This window comes from Bacillus sp. CCNWLW194 (assembly GCF_037120585.1).
GTDB classification, from domain to species: domain Bacteria; phylum Bacillota; class Bacilli; order Bacillales; family Bacillaceae_G; genus Bacillus_A; species Bacillus_A basilensis.
On record NZ_JBBBBL010000005.1, the window covers coordinates 85,194 to 102,419 of the forward strand.

The 17,226-nt window shown below is 33.8% G+C and carries 18 protein-coding genes and 3 pseudogenes; 11 read left to right on the forward strand and 10 right to left on the reverse strand.

The genetic code is table 11. From position 1 onward, the window contains the following. Positions 1-301: 301 nt before the first annotated feature. Both V7S50_RS13235 and V7S50_RS13240 read right to left on the reverse strand, forming a co-directional pair. On the reverse strand, positions 302-1,075 hold the full coding sequence (locus V7S50_RS13235) for a sulfotransferase family 2 domain-containing protein (protein ID WP_242253181.1): 774 nt from the start codon (positions 1,073-1,075) through the stop codon (positions 302-304). Between the two features lie 445 nt (positions 1,076-1,520). Further along, entirely contained in the window at positions 1,521-1,685 is a 165-nt protein-coding gene (locus tag V7S50_RS13240; RefSeq protein WP_000140898.1) for a hypothetical protein, read from the reverse strand. A 117-nt stretch (positions 1,686-1,802) separates the two neighbouring features. On the opposite strand from V7S50_RS13240, the gene V7S50_RS13245 reads away from it, so the two are divergent. Continuing rightward, the gene (locus V7S50_RS13245; protein ID WP_242253182.1) at positions 1,803-2,057 is read left to right on the forward strand and encodes a hypothetical protein; all 255 of its coding nucleotides are present in this window, start codon (positions 1,803-1,805) and stop codon (positions 2,055-2,057) included. A gap of 213 nt (positions 2,058-2,270) precedes the next feature. On the opposite strand, the gene V7S50_RS13250 is transcribed toward V7S50_RS13245, so the two are convergent. After that, positions 2,271-2,531: a hypothetical protein gene (locus tag V7S50_RS13250; RefSeq protein ID WP_063225049.1), complete on the reverse strand. Its 261-nt coding sequence runs from the start codon at positions 2,529-2,531 to the stop codon at positions 2,271-2,273. A 249-nt stretch (positions 2,532-2,780) separates the two neighbouring features. On the opposite strand from V7S50_RS13250, the gene V7S50_RS13255 reads away from it, so the two are divergent. Further along, entirely contained in the window at positions 2,781-3,518 is a 738-nt protein-coding gene (locus V7S50_RS13255; protein WP_063225050.1) for an N-acetylmuramoyl-L-alanine amidase, read from the forward strand. Between the two features lie 202 nt (positions 3,519-3,720). Here the strand turns inward: V7S50_RS13255 and V7S50_RS13260 are convergent, their stop codons facing one another. Next, the gene (locus V7S50_RS13260; RefSeq protein ID WP_242253183.1) at positions 3,721-4,305 is read right to left on the reverse strand and encodes a LysE family transporter; all 585 of its coding nucleotides are present in this window, start codon (positions 4,303-4,305) and stop codon (positions 3,721-3,723) included. 57 nt (positions 4,306-4,362) lie between these two features. Between V7S50_RS13260 and V7S50_RS13265 the strand changes: the two genes are divergently transcribed. Further along, a complete protein-coding gene (locus V7S50_RS13265) occupies positions 4,363-4,977 on the forward strand; it encodes a helix-turn-helix domain-containing protein (protein ID WP_153039400.1) in 615 nt (204 codons plus the stop codon). A gap of 407 nt (positions 4,978-5,384) precedes the next feature. Here V7S50_RS13265 and V7S50_RS13270 read toward each other — a convergent pair whose 3' ends face one another. Further along, complete coding sequence (locus V7S50_RS13270; RefSeq protein ID WP_309260166.1) at positions 5,385-5,888, reverse strand: BclA C-terminal domain-containing protein; 504 nt, start codon at positions 5,886-5,888, stop codon at positions 5,385-5,387. A 238-nt stretch (positions 5,889-6,126) separates the two neighbouring features. Here V7S50_RS13270 and V7S50_RS13275 point away from each other — a divergent pair, with 238 nt between their 5' ends. Next, the gene (locus tag V7S50_RS13275; protein WP_336376438.1) at positions 6,127-6,945 is read left to right on the forward strand and encodes a DUF4183 domain-containing protein; all 819 of its coding nucleotides are present in this window, start codon (positions 6,127-6,129) and stop codon (positions 6,943-6,945) included. 61 nt (positions 6,946-7,006) lie between these two features. On the opposite strand, the pseudogene V7S50_RS13280 reads toward V7S50_RS13275, so the two are convergent. Beyond that, a pseudogene (locus V7S50_RS13280) lies at positions 7,007-7,277 on the reverse strand (DUF4183 domain-containing protein). A gap of 3 nt (positions 7,278-7,280) precedes the next feature. On the opposite strand from V7S50_RS13280, the pseudogene V7S50_RS13285 reads away from it, so the two are divergent. After that, positions 7,281-8,075, forward strand: a pseudogene (locus tag V7S50_RS13285) (exosporium glycoprotein BclB-related protein); the annotation flags it as partial. A 519-nt stretch (positions 8,076-8,594) separates the two neighbouring features. On the opposite strand, the gene V7S50_RS13290 reads toward V7S50_RS13285, so the two are convergent. Beyond that, on the reverse strand, positions 8,595-9,146 hold the full coding sequence (locus tag V7S50_RS13290) for a TetR/AcrR family transcriptional regulator (protein WP_242253185.1): 552 nt from the start codon (positions 9,144-9,146) through the stop codon (positions 8,595-8,597). Positions 9,147-9,334: 188 nt separating this feature from the next. Here V7S50_RS13290 and V7S50_RS13295 point away from each other — a divergent pair, with 188 nt between their 5' ends. Together V7S50_RS13295 and V7S50_RS13300 are read left to right on the forward strand one after the other, a co-directional pair. Continuing rightward, positions 9,335-10,492, forward strand: coding sequence for an MFS transporter (locus V7S50_RS13295; protein WP_242253187.1), 1,158 nt, complete (start codon positions 9,335-9,337; stop codon positions 10,490-10,492). Positions 10,493-10,831: 339 nt separating this feature from the next. After that, positions 10,832-11,578 carry an SDR family oxidoreductase gene (locus V7S50_RS13300; protein WP_242253188.1) on the forward strand — a complete coding sequence of 249 codons (747 nt, stop codon included), beginning with the start codon at positions 10,832-10,834 and terminating at the stop codon, positions 11,576-11,578. A 640-nt stretch (positions 11,579-12,218) separates the two neighbouring features. Here the strand turns inward: V7S50_RS13300 and V7S50_RS13305 are convergent. After that, positions 12,219-12,851, reverse strand: coding sequence for a cupin domain-containing protein (locus tag V7S50_RS13305; RefSeq protein WP_242253191.1), 633 nt, complete (start codon positions 12,849-12,851; stop codon positions 12,219-12,221). Between the two features lie 277 nt (positions 12,852-13,128). After that, a pseudogene (locus V7S50_RS13310) lies at positions 13,129-13,296 on the reverse strand (HD domain-containing protein); the annotation flags it as partial. Between the two features lie 204 nt (positions 13,297-13,500). On the opposite strand from V7S50_RS13310, the gene V7S50_RS13315 reads away from it, so the two are divergent. From V7S50_RS13315 to V7S50_RS13325, 3 genes are all read left to right on the forward strand, one after another. Next, a complete protein-coding gene (locus tag V7S50_RS13315; protein WP_242253192.1) occupies positions 13,501-13,818 on the forward strand; it encodes a luciferase domain-containing protein in 318 nt (105 codons plus the stop codon). Between the two features lie 80 nt (positions 13,819-13,898). Then, positions 13,899-15,209 (forward strand): phytoene desaturase family protein, encoded by a 1,311-nt coding sequence (locus V7S50_RS13320; RefSeq protein ID WP_242253193.1) that lies wholly within the window; start codon positions 13,899-13,901, stop codon positions 15,207-15,209. Beyond that, complete coding sequence (locus V7S50_RS13325; RefSeq protein ID WP_242253194.1) at positions 15,187-16,056, forward strand: sigma-70 family RNA polymerase sigma factor; 870 nt, start codon at positions 15,187-15,189, stop codon at positions 16,054-16,056. Before V7S50_RS13320 ends, V7S50_RS13325 begins: the two co-directional genes overlap by 23 nt. Before the next feature lie 33 nt (positions 16,057-16,089). Here the strand turns inward: V7S50_RS13325 and V7S50_RS13330 are convergent, their stop codons facing one another. Continuing rightward, on the reverse strand, positions 16,090-16,248 hold the full coding sequence (locus V7S50_RS13330) for a hypothetical protein (RefSeq protein ID WP_001100984.1): 159 nt from the start codon (positions 16,246-16,248) through the stop codon (positions 16,090-16,092). A 305-nt stretch (positions 16,249-16,553) separates the two neighbouring features. Here V7S50_RS13330 and V7S50_RS13335 point away from each other — a divergent pair, with 305 nt between their 5' ends. Beyond that, positions 16,554-17,147 carry an O-methyltransferase gene (locus V7S50_RS13335; RefSeq protein WP_242253550.1) on the forward strand — a complete coding sequence of 198 codons (594 nt, stop codon included), beginning with the start codon at positions 16,554-16,556 and terminating at the stop codon, positions 17,145-17,147. The last annotated feature ends 79 nt before the right edge of the window (positions 17,148-17,226 follow it).

Below are 17,226 nucleotides of genomic sequence, written 5' to 3' on the forward strand. Positions count from 1 at the left end.
TGCGTCTTCTTGCATCCCAGGTCCCAGGTAAAATATGCGAATAGCAATTTAATGTTATGAAAACGTCTTTATGACCTAACTATTCACTTGCAATATTTGGATATATACTTTGATTCAAAAGTAGTGTTGCATGTGTATGACGTAAATCAGGAAAATAAATTTTCAAAATTCGGATTTTATTGGGAAAAGACACTGCTTCCAGTGTCTCAACTTACTACGAGAGTTTTATGTGGAAACTTAAATAGGCGAATTTAAGTTTCCACATAATATATGAAACTGCAATTAGAAAATCACTTATTTTTTAAAGGGTTAATGGGTATTTGTACGTGTTGAAATCTTTATTAAAAATATCTTGTACTAATTGGATAGTTTCATGATCATAAAAACTATCGTATGTTGGGAGGCGTGGAAATAAAGGATCGGTAATATCAGCATCTGCAAAATTACCTCTAAAAATCGCCCTGTCCTTCTGATGATGCCATGATTTGGTTAGTATGTGTAAAGGAGAAGTTTTTAATTGATATGTTTGTTCTAGACGTACAATTTCGGTAGAGAAATTTTCAAGGTAGATATACTTTGTAACAAACTCCTCCTCACCTGGTTCATATTGCTGCATTAAATGTGGATCTACTTGTTGTAAATCTATCATTTGCGCTTTTAAGTAGTAGAGAAAGATTTTAAATGAAATAGGTTTCTTACAAAATTCATTACCATAATAAAAATTCCGAATAGGATCCCATGCTGGGTTTTCTATGTAAGGGGGGGCGATTAGTGAAAAGAATGAACTTACAGCTCTTGTATAGGGGTTTCTCACTAATTTGTAGGTATCTTTTCCATTTGTATATAAAGCCGCAGCTAGTTCAATAAAGTAGTCCGAGGAGTTTTTGTATATTTCATTTTCATAATGATGGATGAAGGAATCGTATTTTATGGCTTGTTTAAATAAATTTATTTGATAAAAAAACCAATGTGCAAGAGAAGTACAGCCACTTTTTTGACTCCAAAATAAAATCAAAGGGAAGTTAGAATTAAAGTGGGGAACGCGTCCGTATTTAATAATATTTGCAAAAGGCATAATTAGCCTCCATTCAGTTATGTCAATTATTTTTAGTATATGAATAAAGAACTTGGCATATGAACAAAAGAAGAGAAGTAGAATAGATAATTTAAAACAATATAATTTTGAAATGAAGGCGTTATTTTAATAAAAAAGCAGTTGGCTTTTGCTAACTGCTTTAGTAACTGAGAGTTCTCTTTAAGTAATGTAGATAAAAAAACTAGCCATAAAAATATAGCTCTTATCAAAATTAGAGAATCAACTAAAATCAAAAATTGTTTTTTCAGTGGTTTTCGAAATTCCTTTATTAATTTAAAAACGGCACTACTTCTGAATCAGATGTATAACAAAAGAACAGCTAGCAAAAGCTAGCTGCTCGGTTTTCCAAAGAGAAAATCTAATGTTACTTACATTATTGACGCAATATTGAGTTTTGTTCAAGGGAGGGTACTAATTAAGTAGGTTACATGAGAAGTCCAATTAACATCCAGGCTGCCCCGATCAGAATTAAAGTTTCGAAGGTAATCCAAAACTTTCTTTTTTCTGGTTTTTGAAATTCTTTAATTACAGAAAATATGGCACTTATTCCTACAAGAGTGAAAAGAGCGATTCGGATTGTTTCAGTCATTTGTATCACCACCTAATATTTCAATAGTTTAATTATATAATAATTACTGTTTTATGGAAAATTAATAAAGTAATTCATTTATAAGTAAGTAGATTGAACGGAGGAGAGCCGTATCACATGAATCAATTTTCATTTTTTGGAGACATCGATGATAATCAGATGTGTAGACTTGTGGTGAAGGAGCTGAAAAACTATAAAGCATTGTGCGTCCGGATGAAGAATCAAGAAGAACAGGAAAAGAGGAGAAAAAAGAAAGAGAAAGAACAGGAAGAGCAGAAAAATCGGCGAAAAGAGAGTGTTTATAAGCTAGTACGTTTATACCTTGAAATACTGGTTAAGCAAGGGGGAATAAAGGAAATAAAGGGAAGGTGAAGAAGCGTAGAAAGCGATTAGGCGTTTGAAATTTATAAGGAACATAATGCTGAAATAACTAATCGTAAATGTAAGGATAAAACGGTGATTTGTATACTAGTCATTTTTAAAATTTAATAAAGTGCGGTTTCTCTAGAAAGGAGAAACCGCACTTTTATATTTATAAAGATAATTAGAAATATAGAGTTGAAATTTTTTTAGATACACGAATTGTTAGCAAATACTAGCAACTTCAGTGCCAGACGGAAAAAATAATTTACGAGGTATTGTAATAATCTCAAGAGCCATCTGGGCTGAATGGAGAAGTATTGGAGTTAACTCTAAAGCGTGTGTTAATAATAATATAAAACTTGTTAGGATTGCAAAGCTTCCCCAAAAGAAACTTTTTGAAGTGTTACGGAAATCTTTTATTAAGGAAAAGAAAGAAAAAAATGCTGTAACAACGAGAATTAAAAATTTATACTTATCAGCCATTAAACCCCCCCTAAAGAACAATAACTTATATTATAGCGTATTTTTCTGTATTATTATAAAAAGATTTTAAAATGAATGACAAAAAAGTAGATGCCGCAAATTAATATATTAGTTGAGGTATTATTTTTGATTTTTTCATTTAAAAAATAGATTAGCGCCCTATTTAATATTTGCAAGTGTTGTACTGGATATTTGACCGGACAATAAGACGAGCTTTGAATATGTTAATAAAAAAGGGGGTGTTGAAAAATGGCTAGATATAGTTTACATGCAGGTCACAATAGTATTGTACAGGGGGCGAATTATGGAAATCGGAAAGAACACATTATGGATCGTCAAGTTAAGGATGCAGTTGTTGCTAAACTAAGAGCATTAGGACATACAGTTTATGATGATACGGATGAAGTAGGGACAACACAAGCACAAAATTTAAATAACATTGTATCAAAAACAAATTCACATGATGTAGACTTAGTAGTTTCATTTCACTTAAACTCATACGATACGAAAGCAAATGGTGTTGAAGTACTTTACTATGATCAACAAGCTTTATCAGCAAAGATAGCAGCACAACTTTCAAAAGATATTGGCTGGTCAAATCGTGGTGCAAAGGAACGTAAAGACCTTTATGTGTTAGCGAATACGAAAGCACCTGCAATCTTAATTGAACTTGGATTTATCGATAATGAAGCAGATATGGCAAAATGGAATCCAGATAAGATTGCAAATTCAATTGTTTATGCATTAACTGGGCAATCAGGTGGGACAACTCCGCCATCCCAAAAAAATATCATTCAATCAGGAGCATTTTCACCGTATGAAACACCTGATGTAATGGGGGCATTAACGTCCCTAAAAATGACAGCTAACTTCATCTTACAATCTGATGGTCTAACATATTTTATATCTGAACCAACTTCAGATGCGCAACTTAAAGGAATGACGGATTACCTTGATCGTAAAGGCTGGTGGTATGAAGTTAAGTAAAGATTTGAGTTTAGTGGAACAGAATATTTACAAACCAATCGGCCCGAAAAAGAGGATTACTTATACTGAGTAATCCTCTTTTTAAAATTTTTATTCCGACCTAAAATTAAATAAGTAAAGCATGTAAGTGGAATGTTTATTGAAAATATCAGCCATATTTGTAAAACGTATTTTTAATAAGAAAAAAATTTAGAATTTGAATTTAATTGACTACAATTGAAATAGCACTAAAAACTAATAAAGCGGCCATAATGATGTTAAATGATTTAGTATGTTTTAATAAAAGTTTTTGGAACATGGAACCAAATAAGCTCCAACTAAATGTACTCATTAACCCGACTACACCGAGAAATAATGAAAAAAGTAGATAACTTGAATATGAAGAGTAGTAAGGAAGAATAAAAGTTGATACTACAGTTAGTCCGAATAGTATCCCTTTAGGATTAACAAACTGAAGAAAAACCCCCACTGTAAATAAATTTTTATTATATTTTTCATCGGGATCTGTACTAGTTTTACTAGTTAGTATTTTAAAAGCTAAATATAGCATGTATGCTACACCTAAAATTTTTAAAGGGAACTCGATTATGGGTAGAATATTAATTAGTACAATATTAAAGAAGCTACACAAGGAAGTGAGGATGAAAAATCCGAAAGCTACTCCGAAGCAAAATTGAATACTCCTTTTTAAACCATGTTGATTGGCGTATGTCATAGCTAAAAAATTGTTAGGTCCGGGTGTGAAGCTACTTATAAAAACAAATAACAAAAAAGAAAAGATAGGCATTTCAAAACCCCCTAATTATTTCGTGTGTTATAATGACCGAAAAGAACAATATAACGTGTGCTCTTTATTATACATAACGGTCGTTATATTGTATATAGTGTAGGAGTGTTTCTTATGGAAGAAATTCAATTTATTCTGGCGAAAAATTTAAAGACAATACGAGAGAAGGAAAAATTAAGTTTAGAAAAGGTTTCCCAATTAACAGGTGTGAGTAAAACGATGATAGGACAAATTGAACGAGGAGAGTCAAGTCCAACATTAACAACGATATGGAAAATTGCTAATGGTTTGAAAGTGTCTTTTACTTCTTTAATCAATAATCCGCAACCAGATACGAAAGTTGTTTTACGAAATGATATTCAAGTATTATCAGAAGACAATGGGAGATATAAAGTGTATCCTTCTTTTCCTTTCCAAGATGATAGGAACTTTGAAATCTATACGGTTGAAATTGAGGCAGAAGGAAAACTAAGTTCGGAAGGCCATAAAGAAGGGGCCGAAGAATTTATAACAGTGTTTGAAGGGGAATTGACAATTGAAATAAATGATTGTCAATATAAATTAAATAGTGGGGATGCAATTCGCTTTAAGGCGGATAGACCGCATTCTTATCATAATTTCGGAAGAACGCTAACACGGTTAAGTATGACCATTTATTATTCAGCTTCATAAATTTACAGCTGCCTTAAAAAACAAAGAAAGGCGTAATGATAAAACCATCTATGAGAGATGGTTTTTATTTTTTATAATCCACAAAAAAAGACACTCATTTGAGTGTCAACCATAGTATTGCTCTCGCGTATAGGATTGGAGTATGTTTCTCAAATACGTATTGAGATGGTCCGCATTTGAGAAACTGTCTTCTTATTTAATGTAACATTGGCATAGGTAGAGTGTAAATTGATAATGTATATACGGAAAATTTAGTATAGATACTTTGTACTATGAATATAGTGCAAAGTGTTTCTTATTGCATAATCACTGTCGTGAAGTTATTGAAATATAAGCTTTAGGAATGACGTAATAGTTACTATTTTAGCATTTAAGAATGATTATTATAAAAAAGAACGAATCATTTTTTAATCAATTCGTATAATTGTTAAAGAGGCACCTGTAGAACCGCCTCCAACTAAATTAACTACGGATAATACGTCGAATAGTTGACGTGAAATTGTATTACCAGCAATTAAATTATTTATTAAATTATTATTATAATTTGAAGTTGATATTGCAGGTGAAAAAATAGATCCGGGAAGTGGGGTTGAAGAGTTTAATAGTAGCCTTGTACCAGCAAGTAAAGAAGTTGTTGTATTAACTTGATAGGTTAAATAATATCTTCCAGTAACAGGAATTGTAAATATATCATTTGAAGCGTTCACTGTAAAATTACCGAGACTTTGGTTATTAGAAAGTGGAATATTAGTTCCACCTAATATGACTGAGATGGGACCACCTAATGTATTATTGGCAAACATAGAGTTTGTAGTAATAATAGGTCCAGTAATACCTGTGGGCCCAGTATTACCTGTAAGCCTGTAAGGGAGAATAATTTCAAGAGCCAGGGAAAATAGTTCTTTTTTCATTTTCTCATTCTTATCTTGAATATAAATCACCTCATTTTTAATTAGAACGTAACCGATTTAGTATTTTGATATGGAACTATCATTTTATTATATTAATACTACTAGTTATAGCAACGGTAAAAGTTTAATATATGTAAAAACATTTGAGTATGAAAAAGTAGTCATGGAATTTTTCTAAAATGATAGATGTTTTATTTTTTTAATTAGTAAACAAAAATGTGGAATGAGGGGTATTAAATTGAACCGCAATGACAAATTGTTGTTGAATAATGGTATGATAGGCCCAGAAAATATTGGACCTACCTTTCCGGTTCTTCCACCAATTTATATTCCAACAGGAGCAACGGGAGTAACAGGTCCAACGGGGGTAACAGGTCCAACGGGAGTAACAGGAGCAACGGGAGTAACCGGGGTAACAGGGGTAACCGGGGTAACAGGAGTAACAGGGGTAACAGGGGTAACAGGGGTAACAGGAGCAACGGGAGTAACAGGAGCAACGGGGGTAACAGGTCCAACGGGAGTAACAGGAGTAACAGGAGCAACGGGAGTAACAGGAGTAACAGGGGTAGGAGTAACAGGGGTAACAGGAGCAACGGGAGTAACAGGAGCAACGGGAGTAACCGGGGTAACAGGAGCAACGGGAGTAACCGGGGTAACAGGAGCAACGGGAGTAACAGGGGTAACAGGAGCAACGGGAGTAACAGGGGTAACAGGAGCAACGGGAGTAACAGGGGTAACAGGAGTAACAGGCCCAACGGGGGTAACAGGATCAACAGGCCCAACTGGAGTTATTGGCCCCATAACAACAACTAACTTATTATTTTACACTTTTTCCGATGGAGAGAAACTTATATATACAGATTCAGATGGGATAGCTCAATATGGTACAACTCACATATTATCTCCTGATGAGGTTTCGTATATTAATTTGTTTATTAATGGAATACTTCAACCACAACCATTATATCAGGTTAGTACTGGTCAGCTAACTTTATTGGATGATCAACCACCATTGCAAGGTTCTTCAATTATTTTGCAATTTATCATTATTAATTAAAAAAGACAGATTCTTAAATAAAAAGAATCTGTCTTTTTGTTCTACACTAAATTAGTTAAAACTAAGTGACGATAAATTCGATTGTAATTGGAATTCCGCCGTCTAATGCATCTCCGCCTGGAATTGTAATAGCGCCAGTAGGTCCAGTAGTAACGCTGGAGTTCACACTAGGTTGAAGAATGCCGTTTACATATAAGTTGTATAATACGTAAAAGTCGGAAAAGCAGTTGAGTAGTACCAGCATCGTTTAAACAAGCTGTAGCAGCAATTGCAAAAGCTGCACCAGTTCCGGTTCCAGCTCCTAGTGTAGATGTGAATCTTCTAGATGCCATATATTGAACTTACTAAATGAATTAGCACCTTCTCCAGAAGGGAATTTCTTAAAGCAATTAATTCAAAGTATTATTAACTTACTACAATCTCCTAACCCAGACCTAGGTCAATTACTTTCTTTATTACAACAATTCTTCAGTGCTCTTGCACCATTCTTCTTCTCTTTAATTCTTGATCCTGCAAGCTTACAACTTCTATTAAACTTATTAGTTCAACTAATTGGTGCTACTCCAGGAGGCGGCCCAACAGGTCCAACGAGAGATACAGGCCCAACAGGAGAAACAGGCTTAACAGGTGCAACTGGTGGCGGAGCTATTATTCCGTTCGCTTCAGGTACAACACCATCTGCGTTAGTTAACGCGTTAATAGCTAATACAGGAACTTTTCTTGGATTTGGATTTAGTCAGCCTGGTATAGCATTAACGGGTGCAACAGGTATCACATTAGCATTAGGTGTAGGTGATTATGCATTTGTAGCACCACGTGATGGGATTATTACGTCGTTAGCAGGTTTCTTTAGTGCAACAGCTGCATTAGCTCCATTATCACCTGTTCAAGTACATATACAAATATTAACTGCACCTCCAGTAAGTAATACGTTTACAGTACAAGGCGCACCTCTATTATTAACACCAGCATTTGCCGCAATAGCGATTGGTTCTACAGCATAAGGGATCATAGCTGAGGCTATCCCAGTAACGGCAGGGGATAAAATATTACTATATGTTTCGTTAACAGCAGCAAGTCCATTCGCTGCAGTAGCTGGATTTGTAAGTGCAGGTATTAATATCGTCTAACTTGTTACAATGTCTGTTTGAAATTTGAACTGGCATGTGTATATAGCCCATTGCCATCAAGCTAATTTTTTAAAGTACCCCCTAAACGAAAAATTTGTGTTTTTTATAGAACCGACATTCATTTTTATCGTTTTTGGGAACAACTAACTTTATAAGTTAATGAATATATGGTAGGTGCCAAGTTGAACGTTGATTTTTAACCATTAATACTGGTTTTGCTATTTTCTCATAAATAAACGCATATACAACATCTACTCCCTTCATATCTATCGGTACCTTTTACTATTGATGTGTAGTGCAGAAATAATAGTGTTGTTAAATTTTGTTCTCCAAAAGACAATAACCTCCTACCTGATGACTTGGTAGGAGGTTATTAAAATTATTTAAAACTCATTTACCTCAGCTACAATCTTCTTCATCTCAGACCACTCACCACCTGAAAGTTACAGTCACGTTTTACGTTTTTTATCACTAACTGTTTACGATTATCTTCACTATTGAAATAGCACTTGGAGAAACTTATAGATTCCTGTCTATCAAAATTCCTAGTTGTACTGCTATAACATGAGGCGGATAAGGCATCCCTTTTGTGATCCACCATTCCACAATTCCTACAAAAGATGTAACAATAAATTGCAGTATAACTTCTTCATTCAATTCTCGATTTATCAATTTTGTTGTGTCAATATCATTTTTCATTTCTTCGATGAGAAGCTCTTGGAACCGACTACGAAAAGAAGATGCTTTACTACTTGCTAACAACGTTGAAAAGAATGAATAGTTGCTCTCAAAGTATTCGAACCAGCCTACATTTGATTCTACAAAATCTAAATCCATTTCAGCTGCTGATTCGCACATTACCCTTAGTTCATTAATATGTTCTTCAATGATTTTATCCAGTAAATCAAACTTATCCGAGTAATGAAGATAAATGGTTCCTCGGTTAACATTCGCCCGATCAGCAATATCCTGAATGGTAATATCGTCAAAATTTTTATCAGACATCAGTTCGATAACAGCTTTTTTGATAGCTTCCTTGCTTTTGGTTATTCTTCTATCCACTTTAGACATTGTTAGGTCACCAAACTTTCTTTAAGATAATCAACAATTTTAATTGATATGTTTAATAATCAACGAATTGCGTTGAATTAACCATTGGATTAATTCTAATTATCTTTATAATAATAAACAGTTGTTGATTAATCAATGAATGTTTATTTTTTGAGTTTTATCATTAATGAAAGTAGGAGGCGAATTTTGTGGCTAAACGAAATAATTTGCTTATATTAATATTGACCATAGGTGTATTCGGCATCTTAAATACGGAAATGGGGATCGTTGGGATATTACCTTTAATTGCTGATCATTTTGATATCAGTATATCCACAGCAGGGTTGCTAGTGAGTCTCTTTGCACTTGCTGTTGCAATATCTGGGCCTACTATGCCGTTATTGTTTTCGGGCATAAATCGTAAGAAGGTAATGTTACTTGTACTTGGTGTTTTCGTTCTGGGTAACATTGTTTCCATATTTGCATCAAACTTTACCATTTTATTAATTGCTCGTGTGATTCCAGCCTTTTTACATCCGGTTTATGTCTCAATAGCTTTGACAACAGCAGCGGCCTCAGTTAGCAAGGAAGAAGCTCCAAAAGCTACTTCTAAAGTATTTATAGGAGTAACAGGGGGAATGGTACTTGGTGCACCAGTCTCTAGTTTTATCGCTAATACAACTTCGCTTGAAATGGCAATGTTATTCTTTACTATTGTGAATGCTATAGCATTCATTGCTATATTGCTATTTGTACCATCTATGCCTGTTAAGGAAAGACTCTCTTATGGATCTCAATTAAGTGTATTAAAAAAACCAATTACTTGGCTATCCGTTGCTGCTGTCATTTTTATAAATGCAGCGATGTATGGAGTTAGTAGTTACCTTGCTGAGTATCTTGAAACCATTACGAATATACCCGGGAAAACGATTAGTTTAATGTTATTCATATTTGGTGGGGCAAGTATAATAGGAAACATTGTCGCCGGGAAGGTGCTTACTAAAAATGCCATAAATTCTGTAGCATGTTTTCCATTTGTATTAGGAGCCGTTTACATCTTATTGTTCTTAATGGGAGAGTTCACTATACCTATGGCATTAATTATTTTGATTTTTGGAATAGTAGTGGCTATAGGGAATAATATTAGTCAATATTGGATTACGTCTGCAGCTCCAGAAGCCCCTGAATTCTCGAATGGATTGTTTCTAGCATCCGGCAACTTAGGGGTAACAATCGGTACATCGGTAGGCGGATTAGTTATATCAGGAATGGGTACACAGTACGTCGTATTAGGTGGATTCCTATTCTTAATATTGAGTTTATTATTTATTTTAATGAGAAACTATAAGTATAGTTCTATAAATTGATTTTCTAGATAGGAATTAATTCAACATTCTATAAAATTTGCCTATCATTATTGATTGTCTTATTTGCTATATGTCACTTTAATCAATGAACTCAAAAATTTAAAAAATTGCCCTACCAAAGGTTATTAGCGGGTTTTAACTTTTGAACGCGCATTATAAGAATCCTGAATGACTTAAGGGGATATGAAATGTAAATAAGGCAAAAACTGAAGAAAAGATTGATTGAAGTCATTACTCATCTAGCTTTTTATCGTGGTTGGCAAAAAGCAATGTCCAGTCATTATGATTAGAAAAGAATTGTTTTCAAAAGAAGTTTATTAAGAAAGGACGTTATTTAATATGTCTAATATTCAAGATAAAGTTGTTATTATTACAGGTGCATCTAGTGGAATTGGAGAAGCTACCGCAAAAGAACTTGCCTCAAAAGGTGCAAAGATGGTATTAGCGGCTCGCCGTGAAGACCGTCTAAAGAAATTACAAGAAGAAATTCAAAATAATGGTGGACAAGCTGTTTATAAAGTGGCAGATGTAACTTCACATGAACAAATGGAAGATTTGATTGCGTATGCTATTGAAAGATTTAGGAAAATTGATGTATTAGTCAATAATGCGGGGTTAATGCCCCAGGCTTTTTTATTTAAGAAAAAAATTGATGAATGGGATAAGATGATTGATGTTAATCTCAAAGGTGTTTTGTATTCCATCGCTGCTGTCCTTCCTTCGATGAGGGAACGTAAATCCGGTCATATTATTAATCTTTCTTCAGTAGCGGGACATAATATTTATCCAGGCGGAACGGTATATTGTGGCACCAAACATGCAGTAAGAGCAATATCTGAAGGTTTGCGTCAAGAAGAAGCGATGAGTGGCACAAATATCCGTGTTACAAATGTATCTCCAGGGGCTGTAAACAGCGAATTGTTAGAAACTACTACTGATCCAGAATCAAAATCAGGCTTAGATGAATTTTACAAAATAGCTATTGATGCTGACAGCATTGCTCGTGCAATTGCCTTTGCAATCGAGCAACCATCTGATGTAGCTATTTATGAAATGATAATTCGCCCAACAGTTCAAGTAGGTTAATATTATCTATTTAACTTTCTTAGCTTGATAGCGATGTGTATATAGCCCTTCCTAATGTTATTAGGAGGGGCTATATTTTATGGAAAGATAGGTGATAAATTAATTGAGGGTTACTCTTTGTTAAGTTGGTATAAAAGAAAAATCAAAATTTATGATTTACAATCTATTGTTTATAGCATAAGTTAAATACTTTGAAAAATTACCTATAAATAAAAAAGATGAATTCTATTAAAAACAGAATTCATCCATAAAATAAAATTGTATACAGGGAAGTAAATTATTTATCGTGAACGTTAAAATGCTATTGTTCAAATTAGTAATAAACTATTTGTTTTTATTACAGTTACATCCTTTTTTCTTTACATAGCCTTGCTCGGCTAAATCTCTTTGCGATTGGGAATTGGAAGATTGAGAATTGGAAGATTGAGAGGATGTTGATGAACTACTATTTTTATTATGAGAGTAGTTTTTTCGATAGTTATAATTACTCATAGTACAATCACCTCCAATTAAATATATAACTATTATATGTATGTACTCTATTAATTGTTACGATAAAAAATAGGAATGAAGGATATACAATAAAAAATCTCCTACGTATTTTCCGAGGAGATAAATAATTGGCTTTTAATGATATAAATTAATATCCCCAGTAAAGAGGGAAATAATATGAATCTTGATAATATAAATTTTGTTGTGGATTAGGAGGATGAGTTGCTGGGTTTATAGGTCCTCGGTTTTGCTGACAGTTTGCTGGAGGACCGATTACTGTAGTGGATTGAATAGGGGATACCGCTTGTTTCCATTGTTGTTCATCGAGACAGTAAGTATGAGCCATCATATTTGTGGGAGTTAACCTTAAAATATCAGAACCAAAAATAACCTCTGGCGTTGGTGCATCAAAAATAGCTAATAAATGGGTATCATCTGCTGTAGCAACTTCATAATGCCACCACGCTTGTGGAATGTTGGCAACTTGCCCTGGTTTTATCGGTAAGTTTAATATTTGATTTGTAAATGGATTAAGTAAAGAAACAACAGCAGATCCTGAAATACAGTAAACAAGTTCAGCTGCATTTTGATGAATATGTGGTTCTACGACATTACCTGAACTTAAATAAATATCTAATAAAGAAGTGTTTTCTAAAGTATTTAATTGTTTCACGCCAAGTACATTTATATAATTTTGGGCATCTTTCTGAAAAAAACTGCTTTTACTTAAATCATAAGTGAAATTAGTCGAGGGGGAGGTATAGTCGATATTGGAAATCAATTGTATTACCTGCCTTTCTATTAATAAGTAAGGTTACAAAATTAGGATATGTGTCTAGTGTTTATTAGGTGCAGTTGTTGGTATCATAATAAAATTGCCTATTCCACAAAGAATATGGGGTGTATTTCGAGTTGATAATATTGTTAAAATCGGAATTGTTAATGTTAGGTTAGGGTTAAAAAATAGAAATTTATTTCGTATTATATATTTACAGACCAATACTTTCTATAGAGGTATTGGTCTGTTATTTAAGATAGTTTTTGCTGAATAATTAATTGTGCTTTAGCAGTATTTCTGCAATTGCGAAAGGATGAATAATATATGGTTCTCCAGTTTGACGGTATTGTCCATCATGCGCTTGCTCTGCAAAATGTATAGCTTTTTTCAAAAGTTTTAATTCATTCGATTGTAGATAATTTGCCTTTTGTAATAATACCCCGCTCATGTAAATCCGTCCCTTAAAATTATTTTTAATAGTAATTCTATATAATAGAATAAATCCCCTTTGAAATTATTTTAATTATGTAAAAAATAAAGGTATTGAGATTAAACTATATTCGTATATCCATTCATACTTTAGATTGATGGAAAAAAGTAATGAACGTGTTAATTTAATATTACATCAATCATTAATAAGGGGTGAAGGTTCATGTCATTTAGTGAAATGATTAGAAATGAAGTGCTCAGCTGGGCGGGTGTTTCTGAAAAACCGCATCGATTTGGTGGTATTGAAATAAATTATGGTAAGAAGGAACTTGGCCATCTTCATGGTGATAAATTAATTGATTTACCATTTCCGAAGTTAAAGCGAGATGAATTAGTGAACCAAGGATTAGTAAAAGCACATCACGTATTACCTGAATCAGGATGGATAAGTTATTATATAAAGAGTGAAGAGGATATTCCGTTTGCAATTGAATTATTTCGAATGCAATATGATCGAGTACAAAAAAATGAAGTAAAGTAGATTAATAAAAATTAATTTTTATGTCACATCCCTCCTTAATCGTTCGTCTTGTATGTAGAACGATAAGGAGGGATTTTATTATGAATACATTTGATGTAGCAATTGTTGGTGGTGGCCTTGCTGGATTAACGGCATCTATATATTTAGCGAAAGCTGGGAGGAAAGTGATTGTATTAGAAAAGTCCAGTCGCTTTGGTGGTCGAGGGATGACTATAAATAAAAATGGGATCTATATGAATCTTGGTGCACACGCCTTATATAGAGGAGGAGCAGCATTTTTAACTTTTAATGAGCTTGGTATGAATCTACCGGGTGGAATACCATCTACAAAAGCACATGGAATATGGAAAGGGGATATATTCACCATCCCAACAGATTTTCGCTCAATTTTATCAACACCACTACTTTCGTGGTCTGCAAAAGTACAATTCTCACGTCTTATGATTCGTTTAGGGAATTTAGATATAGGAGAAGTTCCAAAAATGAGTCTAACTACATGGGCAGAAAATGAAATAAAAGATCCAATGGTTCGCAATATATTTTATGCACTATGCCGAACAACAACATATACGTTTGCTCCTACAATACAATTAGCATCTTCAGTACTAAAACAAATACAGCTTTCAATAAAAGAAGGGGTATTTTATGTAGATGGTGGTTGGGAGACAGTTATAACAAAATTAAGAGATATAGCGAATAATGTAGGGGTACAGTTTCTGGCGAATAAGCATGTTTTGGAAATAGAGCATTACGAAGATAAACAAAGAATACATTGTTTTGACAATGAGGTATTTGAAGTAGGTACAGTCATCGTGACGACTACACCGAAAGAAGCTTGTAACATAATAAAAGGTGTAGAAGGAACAAGTTTGTATAGATGGAGTGAACAATCGGTACCGGTTACTGTTGCTGCATTAGATATTGGTTTGAGACGATTACCGAATCCTACACATCAATTTGCATTAGGGTTAGATCAACCAATATTTTTCACGAATCAATCAAGAGCAGCTAAATTAAGTGAAGATGGATCAATTGCAGTGAGTCTAATTAAGTACCATAATCCTGTGCTAGAGATGAATCATATTCATGACGATAAAGAACAGTTAGAAAGCACGATGGAGTTGTTACATCCAAATTGGAAAAGAGAAGTTGTTGCACAGCAGTATTTACCGAAAATAACAGTAGTATATGATTTTCCTCATATTAACCGAGTTGAAACCCCGGGTCCTAATATCCCTGAAATACCAGGTGTTTACGTTGCAGGTGATTGGGCTGGGCATGATGAAATATTAGCTGATGCTGCAGTAGCAAGCGGGAAACGTGCAGCGTTACACATTTTAAAGCAATACGAAAGTGAGGGTGTTCATCATGGAAACGGAGCAGTTATATGAAGCGTATCAACCATTATTATTTTCGTTAGCTTACAGAATCCTTGGAAGTGTTATGGATGCTGAGGATATCGTTCAGGATGTATTTATCGCGTTAAATAATATAGAGGATCTTCAGTCTATTGAAAATATGAAAGCATATTTGTGTAAGATGGCGACAAATCGTTCAATTGATAAATTACGTTCGGCAGCGCATAAACGAAACGTGTACGTGGGGATGTGGTTACCAGAGCCACTTGTAGAAGAGAGTGATGAGCCATCAGAGTCATTTGTAATAAAAGAATCCCTTTCCATAGCATATTTATTACTTTTACAACAACTGTCTGAGGTAGAAAGGATTGTTTTCATATTAAGAGAGGTTTTCAGTTATGAGTATGAAGAAATAGCTTTAATTGTTGATAAGAGTAGTGTGAACTGTAGAAAGATCTTTCAACGTGCACGAAAAAGTATATTGGAAAAGCCGAAGCAATCAACATTAAGTACGAAGAAGATGGCTGCTTATGTTGAAAAGTTTGTATCATCATTACAGTGTGGGGATGCGCAAGGCATGTTAGAAGTGTTAAAAACAGATGCGATATTGAAAGCAGATGGTGGTGGGAAAGTTACGACTGCGATTCATCCGATTTATTCTGCGGATCGAATTATACGTTTGTTCTTTGGGATTGCGCAACGATTGACAGAAGAGTACACTGTTGATTTCAAATTGGTAAATGGTATGCCAGGAGTTATAGTTACAATAAATAATAAAATAACTTATGTTCTTTCGTTTTTATTTGAGGATGAGAAAATTTCAAATATTTATATGATGGTTAATCCTGAGAAACTTATGCATTTAAATGTGAAAATATAAAAAAGCGCATTTCTTCAGAAATGCGCTTTTTTATTATTTTTCTAACATTTCAAGAGGTACATCTTTTTCGCCAGCTACCTCAAATTTAATTTCCCCGTCTTCTTCATAAATACGTGTAATAATCGGTATAGTAATCATTAATTTTTTATGCTGCTTTCGCTTTCTAGCAGCATCTAAGCTAATCACGTTCATTGTAAGCATCCTTTCTTTTAAAGATATATAAACAAAAGAAAATGCGTCCAAAAAGGGCGCTTAATTGAATTTGAAATACCGATTCATTTAAAGGGGGTTTATATATATTTTATAACTGCAATTTTTATGAAATATAATAAGAATGGAATAATTGCACGTAGAAATTAACTTTACCAAAAAACGAAACAATATGCTATAAAAAATTATAAATCTTTGTCATATAACGGGAAAAAGGTTTTTGTTTCGCATATAATAAAAAGTAGACGGGCAGCAAGAGCTTTTTCATCATATTGCTTGGAAAGGCGATGAAAAGAATGGATACGTTAGATTCATTATTATTTCAACTTGAACAATATGGAGAAGAGCATGATCGGAATAAAAAAACACGGGAAGAAAGATTACGGAATGTTTCTCGTGAGATGGGGCAATTTTTATCAATTTTAGTAAAAGGGTGTAATGCAAAAAACATTTTAGAAATTGGGACTTCTAATGGTTATTCTACATTGTGGATAGCAAATGCGGTAGAAGAAACAAATGGAAATGTAACAACTGTAGAGCTGTCTTCAGAACGAGTTGGAGAGGCACTTGTGAATTTTGAAAAAGCGAACCTTTTACAAAGAATCGATGTTCATAATCAAGAAGCAGGGGCATTTTTAGATTCGCAATTAGATCATTCATTTGATTTTATTTTCCTAGATTCAGAGCGTACGCAATACATGTGGTGGTTTGAGCATATAAAACGCATTTTAGAACCCAAAGGACTTCTTGTTATCGATAATGCAACTTCTCATGCGAGTGAATTAGTTGAGTTTATAAAAATAATTGAAGAAGATGATACGTTTGAAACGGTGTTATTAGCGTTTCAAAAGGGAGCATTTGTAGCGCGCAAAAATAAATAGGAATGAGTGTATTCAAATTATCACATTGAATAAGGGAGAATGTCAAAAGATTGAGTGTAGCACGATTGAAAGAATGGAA

What these genes read in the sequence shown, in the direction of transcription:
- V7S50_RS13235 (WP_242253181.1), bottom strand. Translation starts at nt 1,075, where the DNA reads ATGCCTTTTGCAAATATTATTAAATACGGACGCGTTCCCCACTTTAAT.
- V7S50_RS13240 (WP_000140898.1), bottom strand. Translation starts at nt 1,685, where the DNA reads ATGACTGAAACAATCCGAATCGCTCTTTTCACTCTTGTAGGAATAAGT.
- V7S50_RS13245 (WP_242253182.1), top strand. Translation starts at nt 1,803, where the DNA reads ATGAATCAATTTTCATTTTTTGGAGACATCGATGATAATCAGATGTGT.
- V7S50_RS13250 (WP_063225049.1), bottom strand. Translation starts at nt 2,531, where the DNA reads ATGGCTGATAAGTATAAATTTTTAATTCTCGTTGTTACAGCATTTTTT.
- V7S50_RS13255 (WP_063225050.1), top strand. Translation starts at nt 2,781, where the DNA reads ATGGCTAGATATAGTTTACATGCAGGTCACAATAGTATTGTACAGGGG.
- V7S50_RS13260 (WP_242253183.1), bottom strand. Translation starts at nt 4,305, where the DNA reads ATGCCTATCTTTTCTTTTTTGTTATTTGTTTTTATAAGTAGCTTCACA.
- V7S50_RS13270 (WP_309260166.1), bottom strand. Translation starts at nt 5,888, where the DNA reads ATGAAAAAAGAACTATTTTCCCTGGCTCTTGAAATTATTCTCCCTTAC.
- V7S50_RS13290 (WP_242253185.1), bottom strand. Translation starts at nt 9,146, where the DNA reads ATGTCTAAAGTGGATAGAAGAATAACCAAAAGCAAGGAAGCTATCAAA.
- V7S50_RS13300 (WP_242253188.1), top strand. Translation starts at nt 10,832, where the DNA reads ATGTCTAATATTCAAGATAAAGTTGTTATTATTACAGGTGCATCTAGT.
- V7S50_RS13315 (WP_242253192.1), top strand. Translation starts at nt 13,501, where the DNA reads ATGTCATTTAGTGAAATGATTAGAAATGAAGTGCTCAGCTGGGCGGGT.
- V7S50_RS13320 (WP_242253193.1), top strand. Translation starts at nt 13,899, where the DNA reads ATGAATACATTTGATGTAGCAATTGTTGGTGGTGGCCTTGCTGGATTA.
- V7S50_RS13325 (WP_242253194.1), top strand. Translation starts at nt 15,187, where the DNA reads ATGGAAACGGAGCAGTTATATGAAGCGTATCAACCATTATTATTTTCG.
- V7S50_RS13330 (WP_001100984.1), bottom strand. Translation starts at nt 16,248, where the DNA reads ATGAACGTGATTAGCTTAGATGCTGCTAGAAAGCGAAAGCAGCATAAA.
- V7S50_RS13335 (WP_242253550.1), top strand. Translation starts at nt 16,554, where the DNA reads ATGAAAAGAATGGATACGTTAGATTCATTATTATTTCAACTTGAACAA.